At 59.4% G+C, this 15624-nt stretch carries 13 protein-coding genes; 7 read left to right on the top strand and 6 right to left on the bottom strand.

Annotated elements, in window-relative coordinates; translation table 11 throughout:
• The first annotated feature begins 2 nt into the window (after positions 1-2).
• Positions 3-1544, top strand: coding sequence for a sugar ABC transporter ATP-binding protein (locus AB4Z23_RS22880; RefSeq protein WP_013762230.1), 1542 nt, complete (start codon positions 3-5; stop codon positions 1542-1544).
• Between the two features lie 55 nt (positions 1545-1599).
• Here AB4Z23_RS22880 and AB4Z23_RS22875 read toward each other — a convergent pair whose 3' ends face one another.
• Positions 1600-2586, bottom strand: a complete 987-nt coding sequence (locus AB4Z23_RS22875) for a GlxA family transcriptional regulator (RefSeq protein ID WP_025595125.1) — start codon at positions 2584-2586, stop codon at positions 1600-1602.
• 140 nt (positions 2587-2726) lie between these two features.
• On the opposite strand from AB4Z23_RS22875, the gene AB4Z23_RS22870 reads away from it, so the two are divergent.
• From AB4Z23_RS22870 to AB4Z23_RS22845, 6 genes are all read left to right on the top strand, one after another.
• A complete protein-coding gene (locus AB4Z23_RS22870; RefSeq protein ID WP_025595126.1) occupies positions 2727-3977 on the top strand; it encodes a sarcosine oxidase subunit beta family protein in 1251 nt (416 codons plus the stop codon).
• Positions 3978-3987: 10 nt separating this feature from the next.
• Positions 3988-4278: a sarcosine oxidase subunit delta gene (locus AB4Z23_RS22865; RefSeq protein WP_003518230.1), complete on the top strand. Its 291-nt coding sequence runs from the start codon at positions 3988-3990 to the stop codon at positions 4276-4278.
• Positions 4275-7199, top strand: a complete 2925-nt coding sequence (locus AB4Z23_RS22860; RefSeq protein ID WP_111782760.1) for a sarcosine oxidase subunit alpha family protein — start codon at positions 4275-4277, stop codon at positions 7197-7199. Before AB4Z23_RS22865 ends, AB4Z23_RS22860 begins: the two co-directional genes overlap by 4 nt.
• Entirely contained in the window at positions 7192-7767 is a 576-nt protein-coding gene (locus tag AB4Z23_RS22855) for a sarcosine oxidase subunit gamma (RefSeq protein ID WP_013762226.1), read from the top strand. The genes AB4Z23_RS22860 and AB4Z23_RS22855 overlap by 8 nt, the downstream gene beginning before the upstream one ends.
• 191 nt (positions 7768-7958) lie before the next feature.
• Complete coding sequence (locus AB4Z23_RS22850; RefSeq protein WP_336510095.1) at positions 7959-8828, top strand: hypothetical protein; 870 nt, start codon at positions 7959-7961, stop codon at positions 8826-8828.
• A gap of 204 nt (positions 8829-9032) precedes the next feature.
• Positions 9033-9551, top strand: a complete 519-nt coding sequence (locus tag AB4Z23_RS22845; protein WP_441360805.1) for a hypothetical protein — start codon at positions 9033-9035, stop codon at positions 9549-9551.
• A gap of 166 nt (positions 9552-9717) precedes the next feature.
• On the opposite strand, the gene nadE is transcribed toward AB4Z23_RS22845, so the two are convergent.
• From nadE to AB4Z23_RS22820, 5 genes are read right to left on the bottom strand one after another with little or no spacing between them, the layout of a single operon-like run.
• Positions 9718-10716: an NAD(+) synthase gene (gene nadE / locus AB4Z23_RS22840; protein ID WP_013762223.1), complete on the bottom strand. Its 999-nt coding sequence runs from the start codon at positions 10714-10716 to the stop codon at positions 9718-9720.
• Positions 10713-12245, bottom strand: a complete 1533-nt coding sequence (locus AB4Z23_RS22835) for a class I adenylate-forming enzyme family protein (RefSeq protein WP_013762222.1) — start codon at positions 12243-12245, stop codon at positions 10713-10715. Before AB4Z23_RS22835 ends, nadE begins: the two co-directional genes overlap by 4 nt.
• Positions 12246-12263: 18 nt before the next feature.
• Positions 12264-12527: an acyl carrier protein gene (locus AB4Z23_RS22830; RefSeq protein ID WP_003518245.1), complete on the bottom strand. Its 264-nt coding sequence runs from the start codon at positions 12525-12527 to the stop codon at positions 12264-12266.
• The gene (gene asnB / locus AB4Z23_RS22825; protein WP_025595129.1) at positions 12524-14476 is read right to left on the bottom strand and encodes an asparagine synthase (glutamine-hydrolyzing); all 1953 of its coding nucleotides are present in this window, start codon (positions 14474-14476) and stop codon (positions 12524-12526) included. The genes AB4Z23_RS22830 and asnB overlap by 4 nt, the downstream gene beginning before the upstream one ends.
• Positions 14476-15600: a hypothetical protein gene (locus AB4Z23_RS22820; protein WP_013762220.1), complete on the bottom strand. Its 1125-nt coding sequence runs from the start codon at positions 15598-15600 to the stop codon at positions 14476-14478. The genes asnB and AB4Z23_RS22820 overlap by 1 nt, the downstream gene beginning before the upstream one ends.
• Positions 15601-15624: the final 24 nt, after the last annotated feature.

The following is a 15624-nucleotide window of genomic DNA, read 5'->3' as shown; positions in this document are numbered from 1 at the left end:
TCATGGACAAGCAACCTGTTTTTCAGGCGCGCAACATCGAAAAAGTGTTTCCCGGCGTTCGGGCGCTCAAGGGCGTCAATCTTTCGCTGGAGCCGGGATCGATCCACGCGTTGCTGGGTGAGAACGGCGCCGGCAAATCGACGTTGATCAAGGTCATTACCGGCGTCCACCATCAGAGCAGCGGCCAGATCCTTGTCGATGGGCAGGAAGTACGCTTCGGCAACCCGCGCGAGGCCATTGCCCGCGGCATCGGTGTCGTCCATCAGGAACGCAACCTCATCCCGCGCTTCTCGATTGCCGAGAATATCCACATGGAAAAGCTTGGGGCGCACTATCTCAAACCCATCGACTACGCCGCGCTGAACCGCGACGCACGCCGCTGGCTGCAGGCTCTCAATCTGGAAGTCGATCCGGCGATGCCGGTATCCGAGCTTTCCGTCGCGCAAATGCAGCTCGTGGAAATTGCGAAGGCGCTTTCCCTGCAAAGCCGGGTTCTTTTGCTCGACGAACCCACGACATCGCTGACCCCGAGCGAAACGGACAACCTCTTCCGCATTCTGCGCCGCCTGCGCGATGATGGCGCAAGCCTTGTCTTCGTCAGCCACAAGCTGGAAGAGGTTCTGGATATCTGCGACCGGGTAACGGTTCTGCGAGATGGCGAAAACGCCTGCGAAAGCCGGTCTATGGAAGGTCTCGGACGCCAGGACCTGGTGCGCCTGATGATTGGCCGTGCCGAAGGCGGCGGTGGCTGGCGCAAACGCGCGGTCGAGCACAATCCGCTGGTGCTTGAACTCAAAGGTGTCTCTACCGCAATCGGCCATCGCGATGTCAGTCTTTCCGTGCGCAAGGGTGAAATCGTCGGCCTTTACGGGCTGGTGGGCGCGGGGCGCACCGAATTGGCAAAATCGATCATGGGTAAATTCGCCGTCACGGAAGGCGAAGTCCGGATCGAAGATCGCCCGGCCCGCATCCGCTCCGTTGCCGAAGCCATCCACGAATACGGCGTCGGTTATGTCAGCGAGGACCGCAAGGGTGACGGCCTCATTCTCCAGCATTCCGTTCTCGCCAATGCGGGCGTTCCCATCTGGCGCAAGCTCTCAAACGCATTCGGCGTGCTTTCCGACAGCCGCATCCGTGCGGCGGTCACCCCTTTCCTGCAGAAACTTGAGGTGAAGACGCCGAGCCTGAGCCAGACCGTGGGTAATCTTTCCGGCGGCAACCAGCAGAAGATCAGCGTCGCCAAGTGGCTTGCCGCCGACGTGAAGCTGCTGATCGTAGACGAACCTTCTGTTGGCATCGACATCAAGACCAAGGCCTATCTGCACGATCTGCTGCGCGAGCTTGCAGACAGCGGCACCGCCATTCTCGTCATTACCAGTGACATGCCGGAGATGGTGGCAGTGGCCGACCGCATTGTTGTCATGGACCGCTATCGGGTTAAAGGCGTGGTCGAAAACAATGGCGTCTATGCCGATATGAGCGAGGGTATCATGGGCTTGATCCATGATGCGGAGCGCGAAACGGCCCTTTCACGTCAGGCATGACGCACTGCCTTGCCGAAGTGTCACCGCAAAAACCGCACGCTGTTCCGGTAGGGCGTCAGGTACCATCGGACGGCTGCTCGAAATCTCTCCCGGCACGACGCCTTCTGCTGGGCGGGACGGCGTATTTCTGGGTGTAGCAACGGGTGAAATGGGCAGCGGTCGAGAACCCCGTCAGCAAGGCCACGTCAACGATCGAAAGCGAGGTCTGCTGCAGCAGCTCATCCGCCTTTGCCAGCCGAAGACCACGGTAAAAAGACATCATGGACTGGTCGAAATGGCTGGAAAACAGGCGGTGGAGCTGGCGAATACTGCTGCCGCACAATTGGCCCAGCTGCTCCGGCGACAGGGGATCCGCAACATGGGTCGCCATGAGTTCAATGGCAGCTTCGAGTACCGGGTGGTGGACGTTGAAACGTTGGCCGGCGCGGCCCAACTGAGGCTCATCGGCCGTTCTCAAACGCGGATGTATGAACCATTCGCTGACATCGCGCGCGAAGGCAGAACCATGGTCTTTCGCAATAAAAGCCCCCATCATGTCAATGGCGGCAACGCCGCCCGCGCAAGTGTAACGATCGCGATCGATGACGTAGAGCGCACGCTCGATCAGGAGATCGCTGGCATATTCACTAAGCGGATCGATGTGGGTCCAGTGAACGGTAAAACGTCTGCCCGTCATCAGACCGGATTTGGCAAGGATCGCCGCGCCGCCGGAAATGCCTCCGAGCTTGACACCCCGCTGGTTGAGCGTGCGCAGGTTTCGCACAAGTGCCGGATCTTCATAGAGCATGGGATTTCCGCCCGCGACGATGAAGACCAGATCCAGCTTCTCAGACAAAGCCCGCGAAACGGGCGCGGTATCAAAACCTCCGCCTGACGTGGATGCGCCAAACCCGCCATTCGCCGAATAAAACCGGCAATGGTAGAGCGTTTTGCCGGCAAGGTGATTGGCCGCGCGCAGCGGCTCAACCGCCGCAGCCAACGACATCAGCGCATAACCCTCAATGAGTATGAACCCGATCGACATCGACCCTTCGGCGTGCATGACCTGCTCCAAGACAATCCCCAGGACAAGCTTAGCCGAATTGGCCAAATTGGACAATAATGCGTCCGTCACGGATAAAAAAATCGTCCGGTATCGCGCTATAAACTTGGACAACCGCCCTGTTTTCGAGGAACACAGATTTGCGCTATTCGGCTCTCCAGGTTTTCAAACAGGCCCTGACCGGCCACAAGGGCTGGCACCCACTGTGGCGGAACCCCGATCCGCAACCTCATTACGATTTCATCATTGTTGGCGGTGGCGGTCATGGACTTGCAACGGCCTACTATCTAGCCAAAACCTTTTCCAAGTCGCGGATCGCCGTTCTGGAAAAAGGCTGGCTGGGATCGGGAAACATTGGGCGCAACACCACGATCATCCGCTCAAACTATCTGCTGCCCGGAAACGAGCCATTCTACGAATTTTCAATGAAACTCTGGGAAGGGCTTGAACAGGAATTCAATTTCAATGCGATGGTAAGCCAGCGCGGCATTGTGAACCTGTTCCACACCGACGCGCAGCGCGATGCCTACCGCCGTCGCGGCAACGCCATGCTGCTGGCCGGTGCGGACGCGCAACTGCTAGCGCAAGACGATCTCCGCGCCATGATCCCGTTTCTCAATTTCGACAATGCACGCTTTCCGATCAAGGGCGGCCTTTACCAGCGCCGCGCTGGAACTGCCCGCCACGATGGCGTTGCCTGGGGTTACGCGCGCGGCGCCGATCTGGCAGGGGTCGATCTTATCCAGAACTGCGAAGTCCAGGGATTTCGCATCGAGGATGGAACGATCAAGGGCGTGGAAACCAGCCGTGGCTACATCGGTGCCGGAAAGGTAGGCGTCGCCGTGGCGGGATCGACCGGCCGCGTCATGGCCATGGCGGGCATGCGTCTGCCGATTGAAAGCCATGTGCTGCAAGCCTTCGTTTCGGAAGGGCTGAAGCCGACCATACCCGGCGTCATAACCTTCGGAGCAGGCCATTTCTACGTCAGCCAGTCCGACAAGGGTGGCCTGGTCTTCGGTGGTGATATCGACGGCTATAATTCCTATGCCCAGCGCGGCAATCTGCCCGTCATCGAAGATGTCGCCGAGGGCGGCATGGCGCTGATGCCGATGATCGGCCGGGCGCGCCTGCTGCGCATCTGGGGCGGCATCATGGATATGTCGATGGACGGTTCACCGATCATCGACCACACGCCGGTGAAGGGCCTCTATCTCAATGCCGGCTGGTGTTACGGCGGCTTCAAGGCGACGCCGGCCAGCGGCTATGCATTCGCTCATCTGCTGGCCACGGATACCCCGCATGATACGGCCAAGGCCTACCGGCTCGACCGGTTCGAAAAGGGCTATGTCATCGACGAAAAGGGCGCCGGCGCCCAACCGAACCTTCACTGAGGCTTGAACAATGCTGATCCCTCACCCACTGCTCGGGCCGCGCGACGCTCAGGAATTCACCTATCTCGGCGATGCCGCCCTGTTGCGTCGCCCGGACGGAATGGCCGAGAGTGCTGCGAAAGACTTCAACGATTATGTCTATCTGCGTGACAATCCCGCCGGCCTGCATCGGGAACTGTGGTTTCACGAACAGGGTGATCGCAGCTGGCTCGTGGTCACGCGAAACACCGTCACCCATGAAATCCTCGGAGCGGAGCTCGCAAACGAGGTAGCGCTCCGTCAGAAGGCAGATGAAGCATGAGACTGAAGGACGGCTTGATCGACCGCAGCAAGGTGCTGCATTTCACCTTCGATGGAAAGAATTATCAGGGGCATCCCGGCGACACGCTCGCCTCGGCACTTCTGGCAAACGATGTCCGCCTGATGGGGCGCAGCTTCAAATATCATCGCCCCAGAGGCGTGATCTCTGCCGGCTCAGAAGAGCCGAATGCGCTGGTCGAATTGCGCACGGGATCGCGGCTGGAGCCGAATACCCGCGCCACGACGGTCGAACTGTTCGACGGGCTGGAGGCGAAAAGCCAGAACCGCTGGCCGTCCCTGGCTTTCGATGCCCTTGCGATCAATGATCTGTTTGCCGATTTCCTGACCGCAGGCTTTTACTACAAAACGTTCATGTGGCCGAAGGCATTCTGGGAAAAGCTCTATGAGCCCGCCATTCGCAAAGCTGCGGGACTTGGAAGCCTGTCGATGAAACCGGACCCCGACAGTTACGACAAGGGGTTCCTTCACTGCGATCTGCTGGTCATCGGCGCCGGAGCCGCCGGTCTGGCTGCTGCCCTGACTGCGGCGCGTGCCGGTGCCAAGGTTATTCTGGCGGACGAGGACAATCGCCTCGGAGGTCGCCTGCTTGCAGAGAGCCACCTGCTCGACGGCGCCCCTGCAACCGACTGGATCGGAACGCTAGAGGCGGAGTTTTCAACCCTGCCGAACCTGCGCGTCATGCGCCGCACCACGGTTTTCGGCTCATTCGACCATGGCATATTCGGTGCGGTCGAGCGGGTTTCCGACCATCTTGCCGCACCAAAGGGCGTACGCCAGTCCCTCTGGCGCATCACTGCAAAGCGCACGGTGCTTGCCGCCGGGGCGACAGAGAGGCATATCCCGTTTAAAAATAACGACCGGCCGGGGATCATGCTTGCCGGTTCGCTGCGTGCCTATGCCAATCGTTGGGCAGTCAGTCCGGCAGGCAGGGTCGCAATCTTCACCAATAACGATGACGGCCATCGGACCGCTGTCGACCTGGCTGCGAAAGGTGTCGAGATCGCCGCAGTCATCGATCCGCGCCCGGATGCGCGGGCGCTTGCGGAATACCGCCTGATTGCGGGGGCGACAGTTACCGGCAGCAAAGGCAGGCTGGGGTTGGTTTCCATCGCTGTCCGCAAGGATGGCTATGACGAAACCATCGATTGCGGTGCGCTTGGTATCTCCGGGGGCTGGAACCCCAATGTTCATCTTACATCGCACCAGCGCGGTCGCCCGTTATGGGATGACGGGCTACAGGCATTCCTGCCCGGCGACGTACCCTCGCATATGCTCGTTGCAGGGGCGGCGGCCGGCAAAGGCAGCACAGGGGCGGCGCTGATCTCCGGTGCATCCGCTGCCATAACGGCTCTGGAGCAAATGGGGATTGCCGCATCCAGGCCAGCCCTGCCGGAGGCCGAGGATACGCAAATCGGCATCAAGCCCCTGTGGCATGTGCCGGGGAAAGGGCGCGCCTGGGTCGATTTCCAGAACGACGTCACGGTCAAGGACATCAAGCTCGCCCATCAGGAAAACATGCGGCCCATCGAGCATCTCAAGCGCTGGACCACGCTTGGTATGGCAACTGACCAGGGCAAGACATCGAATGCCACCGCTTTGGCAATCATGTCCGAACTGACGGGCAAATCGATACCGGATACGGGTACGACGATTTTTCGCCCTCCCTATACGCCGGTTTCGATGGCGGTACTCGGCGGCGGCGACACCGGCGCACATTTCCGTCCGCGCCGCCTGACACCCAGCCATGCCTGGGCTGAAGCACATGGCGCCGTTTTCGTCGAAGTCGGTCAATGGATGCGTGCCCAATATTTCCCTCAAGCCGGGGAGACCCATTGGCGGCAATCCGTCGACCGCGAGGTTCGGGCCACCCGAAAGGGCGTCGGCATCTGCGATGTGACGACGCTTGGCAAGGTGGATGTTCAGGGCGCCGATGCGGCTGAATTTCTCGACCGTCTCTACTGCAATGCAATGAAGAGCCTCAAGGTCGGCATGGTCCGTTACGGCCTGATGCTGCGGGAAGACGGCCACGCCTATGATGACGGCACCTGTGCCCGTCTGGGTGAGGATCATTATATCGTCACCACGACCACGGCCCAGGCCGGCCCGGTCTATCGTCACATGGAATTCGCCCGCCAATGCCTGTGGCCGGAATTGGATGTGCAATTGATCTCGGCAACGGATGCCTGGGCACAGCTCGCAGTCGCTGGTCCGAACGCCCGCCGCCTTATCGAACGCATTGTCGATGGTTTCGACCTTTCCAACGCAGCCTTTCCCTTCATGGCCTGCGCCGAACTGACGGTTTGCGGGGGATTGCGAGCACGGCTGTTCCGGATCTCGTTTTCAGGGGAACTTGCTTACGAGATTGCAGTCCCCGCCCGCTACGGTAATGCCCTGATGTCCCGGCTGATGGAGATCGGTGCGGATCTTGGAGCCACCGCCTACGGGACGGAAGCGCTTGGTGTCATGCGTATCGAAAAAGGCCATGCTGCCGGAAACGAGTTGAACGGCCAGACGACGGCGCAGATGCTGGGCATGGGCAGGATGGTTTCGGCCAAGAAAGACGCGATTGGTACCGTCATGACTCGCCGCGAAGGGCTTGTCGGCGAAAGCCGGGTGCTCGTCGGCCTGCAGCCGCTTGCGGCAACGGACCCTGTGGTGTCAGGTTCACATCTGTTTACCCGCGGCGCCAGCCAGAATACCGAGACCGATCAAGGCTGGATCACATCCGCCTGCTATTCGCCCAACCTCGGTTTCAGCATCGGTCTTGGTTTCCTTGCCGATGGTGCAAACCGTATCGGAGAGATCATCGTCGCGGCCAACCCCTTGCAGGGACAGTCGGTCGAATTGCGTGTGGTCTCGCCCCATTTCATCGACCCTGAGGGAGAGAGACTCCGTGCCTGATTTGAAGCCGACAACCGCACTCGGCGCGCAAACTTCGCGGCGCGCCCGCCATGGCACGTTGCGACTTGAGGAAAATTCGGGGCTTGCCCTCGCATCGCTCAGCCTGCGCCGCAACGTCAAAGAACCGGTGCCCTTTGACCTCACCTTGCCGGGTCCCGGAAAATGGGTCCAGCAAGGCCCGGTTTCAGCTTTTTGGACGGGGCCGGGCCAATGGCTGATTGAGGCCGCAGACCGGGCCGAAACGGATTTCGCCGCAGAACTCACGAGCCTTTGCCCTTCCTGTTCCGTGACGGAACAGACCGATGGCTTCGTCGCCTTCGAAATCGAGAGCGACGCAGGCGAGGCGCCGATTGTCGCGCTCATGCAGAAGCTGGTGAACCTCGATCCCTCGGTATTCGGGCAAGGGACCGCCACGCGCACAGGCATGGAACATATGAGCGTTTTCGTCATCCGGCGCGCGCCGGACCGCCTTGCCATCCTCGGCATGCGCTCCGCTGCGGAAACACTGTGGCATGTGATCGAGACTGCGATCCGTCGTCAGGCGGAACTTCTTGGCGCTGCCGCATAAAGCGGGACTGCAAAGCCACCAGACCGTTTTTTGCCAATCGTCGACCTGTACGGGCGAACTGTGTCGTGTTGACATGGGCACATCGGGATCATCTCGAACGGTTACCGTTCTGAGCCATCAGTGAATAATCGCTCTGACGACGGCGCAAATCATATTGTCGCAAAAATCGACTAGATGGGCTATCGCCGCCTGTGAAAACGGCCGGACTAGTGCAGCGGAAATATGAGGTTATCGTAGTGACAAGCGACAATGTTCAATATTTTTCGGCAACACTCTATTTTGACGATTTGCCCACCCTGTCGGCTGAGGCGCTGATCGAAGCCTGGGGCCTTGAAGGGTACGAATGTGAGCAACTGGAGAGCGAAGGCGTCTTTGACGGCTTTCGCGGCGGAACCCGCGTCTTCGTTGGCATTCCCGAGGCGGTGGGAACGCTGGCAATTCCTGCTCACTATCCTGCGGTAGCGCGGGTCGAAGTCGACTGGACGAACACGTTCTGCATCAATGCAAAAGCTGCGCATGATGACCTGTGCCGTGCGACCCATCAGGCGAAATTCAAACTGATGATCGTGGCGGATGACGACGACCCCACAGTGGCACATAACGAGATCGCCATGACCCTGCTCGGCATTCACAAGCTTGCACCGATGCGCGCCGTTGTGTTGCATTATCTAGACCTCATCGTCGGCCGCACCGATCTCGACGACTGTCTGAGCTACGCCAACAGTCACCTGGATCAGCCGCAACAGACAGCAACAATGCTTACCTATGGCGCCTTCGTGATCCGGGAGAACGGCGCGACCAGAGCCTGGACTACGGGTCTCGAGCATTTCGGCCAAACGAATTTGCTCTTCGACACGTCGTCGGATAACCCGACGGAGGCTCTTCTTGCCGTATTTGGGCTTGGACATCTCGCCGTCCACGGAAAGTGCTTCAAGGCGGGCGAAGCCGTAACCTCATTCGACCTTCTTGCCCGGTTTGAATCCGCCGAGATGGGCGGGCAGCCCATGCTGCGGATTGTCAAACACGAAGCCGGCCAAACTGTATTGAATCGGCCGGGCTAGCAACAACAGAGCATTTTCATTCCCGCTATGGAAATGCCGTCTTCCGCCCCGCTTTCCTTGCGGTCGGATGACGAGTTTTGTTCTGGCGAGCTGGGGAAAACGCTTCGCGTATATCGACAGGGCGTGAATTATGGTGCTCCAAGGAATGGCAAAGCCTGACGCAATCTCTTCAAACGGACGACAGGCAAATTCTAAGGGACGCCAATGTTTGCATTCACACCTTTCCTTCGCGGCACCGTCGTAATGTCCGTAGCCATTACTGCGCTTCATGCCGGTAGCGCTTTGGCTGCCGAAATCGATCCCGCATTCTATGATGCGGCCCTGTGCAATCCGCCCTATTCGATGACATCGGCGACCGAAATTTATGATGCCGCCGAAAAACTTGCAAAGGCCGACACATCGTCTTTGGGTGCGGCTATCTATAAGCTTCCGAACCAGATCGGCCGCGATGGGTTTGAGAGTGACGAAGTCTTCTTCGCCAATGGTGCAGTCGGTGTTTTGATCAAGGGCCAGCGTGCCGATGCTCTGGCAGCGAAATATGATTTGAAACCAGAAACTTCAGACCTGATGGGTACATCGAGCAAGGGTTATGCCCGGCAGCTTCCGCAGGACCATCAGCCGCCTGAAGGTCTGGCTGGGCCGGGAAAAGTCTCCATTGTGGCGCGCGAAGGTGCGGCACTTGGCGACAAGACCCTGTTGGCGTGCGAATTCGCAGCGGACTGAATGGTGGCGAAGCACTGCCAATCCTAACGCCTTGACTAACAAATGTAATTGCCGCCCGCATACCGCTTTCACAGCTCTCCTGCTGGCGGGCGCGGCTACATATTCATATCGAGGTTTGTTTCATACGCCAGCCTGATCGCCCAGGCCGGCGCCGCTTGGAACAATTTCAGGATTTCGCCTGAGCGCCCTCATGGAAATGGATAGGGGCGTGGTGCAGATAGTGCGCAACCTTTCGCTTGGCGGCGATATCGGTCCAGACGAACCGGACATTGTCCTCCGTCAACCCGGTCGCCGTGGCGATCTCGGTTGCAGGCATGCTGTGTTCCAGACCGTAGAGGCAGATATCCATCTTGTCGTAAGGAAGCGCGAAATAGAACTCTTCCTGCGTCTGCGGCATGGAATAGGTGTCCGTTGTCGGCGGGCGGGAGCGGATTTCCTGCGGGACGCCGAGATGGGCCGCGAGTTGATAGACCTGTGATTTGTAAAGATGGGCGATCGGCTTGATGTCGGCAGCGCCGTCGCCGTTCTTGACGAAGAAGCCCTGGTCATACTCCAGGCGGTTCGGGGTTCCGAGCACCGCGAAGTTCAGGCGGTCGGCGTGATAATATTCGAACTGCTTGCGCGTGCGCTGCTTCATATTCGTCGCCGCAACGATGCCGAGATAGGCTTTTGCGGAGAGGCGAACCTTGCGCGTTTCGCCCGATGGCGAACGGACGACCAGCGAGGAAATATTATAGGCGCCGGTGCTCATGGCGTTGTCGAAGACGATCTTCGAGGCCCAGCCAGGCCCGTATTCAGGGACAACCTCGCGGATGAAGCCATCGCGCCTTTCATAACAACCCATGGCGGCAAGCGAAGGGCCGATATCTTCCAGCACGCAGTCCATACCCAGCTTCGTCGCCAAAGCCTGCCCCAAGCGCAGGCTTTCCGGGTCGGAATCGTTTTCCGGCATGAACAGGCCAATAACATTTGCTGCCCCGAGCGCGTGAACGGCAAGTGCGGCGCAGACGCTGGAATCGATACCGCCGGAAATGCCGAGCACCAGCCCACGCTTGCGCAGGTTGAAACGAAGCGACTGGCGGATTTTTTCGGCGATACGCTCTACCTCCGCCGCCGCATCAAGTTCAAGCGGCGAGAAAGGCAGGCTTTGTGCATTGTTCGTCATCGATTGTTCTCCGTATCTTGAGCAGCGAGGCGACGACTGACCTTGCCGGTATCCGTCGTCGGCAGGAAATCGCGAAATTCAACCAGTGTTGGCACCATGTGGGTTTCGAGGTGCAGAGCGCAGTAGCGCATGACGTCTTTTGCGGTGATCGCCTCGTCGGATGCGATCACGATCGCCTTCACCGCCTGACCGAAAACCTCATGCGCAACGCCGACGACCAATGCGTCCGAGACGCCCGGCATGGCTTGCAGAACGGCCTCGACCGCCTGCGGCGCAACCTTTTCGCCACGCGACTTGATGATATCGTCCTTGCGGGCAACGAAGGTGAGATAACCCTCGGCATCGCAGGTAAACAGGTCGCCGGTGTGAAGACGCGTCCGGCCCGTTGCGGCATCAACGCGCAGCGCGCGCGCTGTGGCAGCCTCGTTGCGCCAATAACCACGCATGACGTGCGGCCCGCTGACCACGAGTTCGCCGACCTCTGCGGGCAACAGGCTGTCTCCGTCCTCGTTCACCACCGCGATGGCAGTGCCCGGAATGGCGATGCCGACAGAACCGCGTTTCCTGTCGAGGTCTTCCGGCGGCAGAAAGCTGATACGGGTACACTCCGTCTGGCCATACATGCAAAACAGGTGCACATGCGGCAGAAAGGTCCGCAGCCAGTCGCTATGGGTGGGCGACAGGGGTGCAGCGGCAGCGGTGACGTAGCGCAGGCTTTCAAACAGCGCCGGCGACAGATCGCGCGTCTGCATCATGATGGACAGCATGGTCGGCACCAGCGCGAAGCCCGTGATCCGCTCGTCGCGGATACGCTCGAAAATCAGATGCGGATAGGCGAAGGATTTCTCGATCACCAGCGTACCGCCGACGAAAACGCTGGAAAGCAGCTGGTTCAGGCCATATCCGAACGAAAGCGGCAATACGCCGAGCAGAATATCTTCCGGCCTATTGCCGAGATACGAGGTAATCGAACGGACGGCCGCATCCATGTTATCATGCGCCAGCATCACGCCCTTTGGCTCGCCGGTGGAGCCAGATGTATAGATGATTACTGCCAGATCGGTATCGAGCAGGTTTTGCGGCAGCGCGCCTATCGGTTCCTCGAGCATCGCGTCAAAATCGACACCATCGGCCGTTGGGTTTGGCGCGCCGGAAACGATGCGCAACAACGGAGAAGAACCGGCCGCATCCGAAACGACCTTTTCCAGCCGGGCCTCGGCAACCACCGCAAAGGGCGTACAACTGTCCAGAATTTGCGAAAGGCGTGCGGCCTTGGACGATGGGTTGATGGGGCAGGCAACAGCGCCCGCCATCCAGCAACCGAAAACCGCAACCGCCATGCGCCAGCCATTGTCCAGCACAAGGACGACACGGTCTCCCGGGTTTGCGCCTCGCGCTATCAGAGCAGTGGCGAAAGCCTCGCTCATCGTCTTGAGTTCGCCGTAACTCAGGCGCGTCTCACCGGCCACCAGCGCCGTCTTGCCGGCATGGCGCTCCGCACTTCGATGCAGGTAGTGGTCGATACGCAATTGGCGCTTCCCGAAATTTCAGGCGGTCTGCTTGCGACCGATGAAAGCGGCGATGTTGTCGATCGTATCGAGGTTGGCCGGTACGATATCGCCGTCGGCAACGCGGACGCCGTAGCGTTCCTCGATGAAGCTCACCAATTCGAGGATTCCCGTGGAATCGACCATGTCATTGTCGATCAACGAAAGATCGTCGCCAAACGGCCGGCTTTCGTCACCGAACAGAAAGTTTTCGATGATGAAACCGCGAATTTCGGCTTTCATGCCGGTGCTTTCATTGGTCATTTGGAGCTTCCTTCGATTTTTTGCGATGACATTGTGGAATTCTGGGTCGTGGCAGCATGCAGAAGCTGGGTCGAGAGTATGCCGACGAAGGCGGCGTTGTCGCGAAAGCCGGTCGCCTGTTTTTGCCGCACCTTGGTTGTCAGCTTTTCCACCGCCTGGGCATTGAACAGGCCGGTGGTCCTCACTTGACCGGTAGAAAGTACGGTTTCGAGATAGCCGGCATCCGCGAAGGCTTCTGCGTCGGGCGCGCGATAGGGCTGCTTGGGTCGGTTTAATATCGCATCGGGCACCAGCTCGGCTGCAGCCTGTTTGAGGATATACTTTTCCTTCAGACCGCGCAGTTTCGCCTCGGGATGGAGCGCTGCGGCAAAGTCCACCACACGGGGATCGAGGAACGGAAACCGGCCTTCCACTCCATTTGCCATCATGACCCGGTCTCCCTGACTGGACAGAATATAGCCGGGCAAGAGAAATGCTGTCTCGAGGTACTGCGCCTGATGAAGCGGATGCCAGCGGCGGAAATCCTCCGGCAACTGCGCGGCAAGATCGGCCGCAGCGTCGTAGTCGCCAAGCTGCGCTTTCAATTCCGCTGAAAAGAAGATTTTCGCCGCCGCCGTAGAGCGCAAGCGCGGCCGATGGGAAAACAGCGGTTCGTCGGTGGCTTCTGCGCCGAAGGAGAAGAAGCGTGCCAGATAATCCGGCGTCTGCTGTTTCAGCCCCGGAAGGTAGGGATAAAGCCGCTGGAACAGTTTCGGCCGGCGAGCCGATTGCGGCTGGCGGCTGCAAAAGCGCCGTACCCGCGCTTCGCGGAAAATATCGTAGCCAGCGAACAGCTCATCAGCACCTTCACCGGTCAGCACCACCTTCATTCCCCGTTCGCGCACATGCCGGGAAAGCAGGTAAAGCGGCACCGGTGCTGTGCGAAGAATGGGCGTCTGCACGTGCTCCATGACCTCAGGCATGTATTGCGCTATGTCCGCAGTTGAGCACTCCGTGGTTTCGGATGCGACGCCAAGATGCTGGCTCATTGTTTTCTGCCAGATACTTTCGTCGTGCTCCGCACTTTCGAAGGCCAGCGAAAATGTGCGCAGGCCTCGGCTAACGCTTTGCGCAGCCAGGGCAGAAACGAGGGAGGAATCGAGCCCGCCGGACAGATAGGAGCCGACAGGCACATCGGCGCGAAGCCTGATCCGCGTTGCGTCGGCCAGAAGCGCCGTCAGCTCTTCCACCTGCGCGCCAAGGCTTGCCGGCGGTGCTGCGTCCTTGCCGTCAGGATAGGAAAGTTGCCACCAGCGCCGTACCGTGGACGCGCCATCGCGCAGGATCATCAGATGACCGGGCGGCAATTCGTGAATGCCGCGAAAGGCGGTGCGCGGCGGCAACGGGAACCAGAAGGTGAATATCTGATCCAGCGCCACCGGATCGATCTCGGCCGTCATTCCCGGCAACGCCAGAAGCGCCCCGATCTCGGATGCGAAATAAAACGTACCTTCATGCCACGTATAATAAAGCGGCCGGACACCCATCCGGTCACGCGCAAGCACCAGCGTGTCGTTGCGGGCGTCGTGCAGGGCGAAGGCAAAATCGCCGTTGAATTCGTTGAGGCAATCCAGCCCCTTGTCTCGATAGTCATGCAGGATGACTTCGGTGTCGGAGTGGGTGCGGAAATGGTGGCCGCGTGCGGACAGCGTTTCGCGCAGTTCGACGTGATTAAAGATTTCGCCGTTGAAGGAAATGGCAAGATCGTCTTCGACGGTGCGCATCGGCTGCGTGCCATCGGCAATGCCCACAATCGCCAACCGTGCGTGGGCAAGGCCGACATCGCAGCGCAGCAGGGCTCCATGCGCATCTGGACCACGATGCTTAAGACGCGACGCCATCAGCGCAAGGCGCTCGTTTGCGTGCTCGGCCGGCATGTCGTGTCGATAAAATCCGGCAATTCCGCACATTACTCGACCGCCTGACCAAAGCTGTCACCGATGAGGCGCGTCCAGCTTTCACCGCAAAAGCCGTTAAAGAATGCCGTTCCATCCGTCGCTGCCTTGAGGAGGTCCGCATTGCGCGAATGCACGATGGTGGATGACGCATGCAGAAACGTGCATTTCTTGCCGAGCATCGCCCGCAGCAGTGCCGGCTGGGTGCGACCTCTGATGGCCGCGAGACCACGATCATAGGCATTGCGGATCAGCCGGTCGATCACGATCTGCTCCTGCCCGGGCACGGCCATGATCTGCAGCGTCCGGCCGATGCCCGTTGGATTGCCGTGGTAAAGAAAAAGCCCCACCGCTCTGCCGCCGCGGGCCCTCACAATCCGCTGGACTGGTTCGCCGTGCAGTCGTTTGCGTTTGGCGTGTTGGAGCATGTGCAACAGGCTTTCCTCGGTCCAAACGGGATGGAGCGGAAAGTGGCCGACGAGTTCCCGTGCCAGGCGCGCGAATTCGGTATCGCTCGCGTCGTCGTCGGTAAAGCTGTCCACCTTGTCCGGATGTGATGCGTAATAGGATAATGCTCGCCCATGGCCACGCGCCGAAATGGTGCGGTCGATGATCTTGCTGAACGGCGTCAGCGCGCGGAAAGTGCTGGAGAAACGATCAGCGGCTATTTCCAGCCCGAATGAAGCCGGGCGTAAAATCCGCAGCCAATCGAGACTGTAGGAGGCGAGCAGCTGGCCGCGCATCGTCTTCCACATATCAGCGGAAACGTCGTTGATCGTCTCCCCGAATGTCAGCTCCTGAGGTCCACCCAAAACTTCGCGCAGCAAACGCGCTCCGGCAAAGGGATCGGTCTCACGGTCTTCAGCGACAAAGGAAGAGCAGACAGCGGCCTGTATGTTCCGGCCATTAAGTTCCATTGCCACGGGCAAAACGCCCAGAAATCCAGACACGCGGCCATCGTCGCGCACATAGACCTTGGAGTGAATATCCGGGTTTATGTTTGAATTTTCGAGAAAGACGGCGCGCAAATATGAGGTCAGATCATCTGTCGCGGCCCCATCTTTCTTCCGCAAAAAACGGTGAAACATGTCAGCCACGGACACGAGATCGTCCGCAATAAATGAGCGTATTTCAGACATACTCGCCGCTTCTTGCCGGATAGA

The sequence above is a fragment of the Agrobacterium sp. MCAB5 genome (assembly GCF_052114365.1).
Taxonomy (GTDB): Bacteria; Pseudomonadota; Alphaproteobacteria; order Rhizobiales; family Rhizobiaceae; genus Agrobacterium; species Agrobacterium tumefaciens.
Note: the sequence above shows the minus strand (reverse complement) of the source record. Positions and strands in the feature narration are given on the sequence as shown.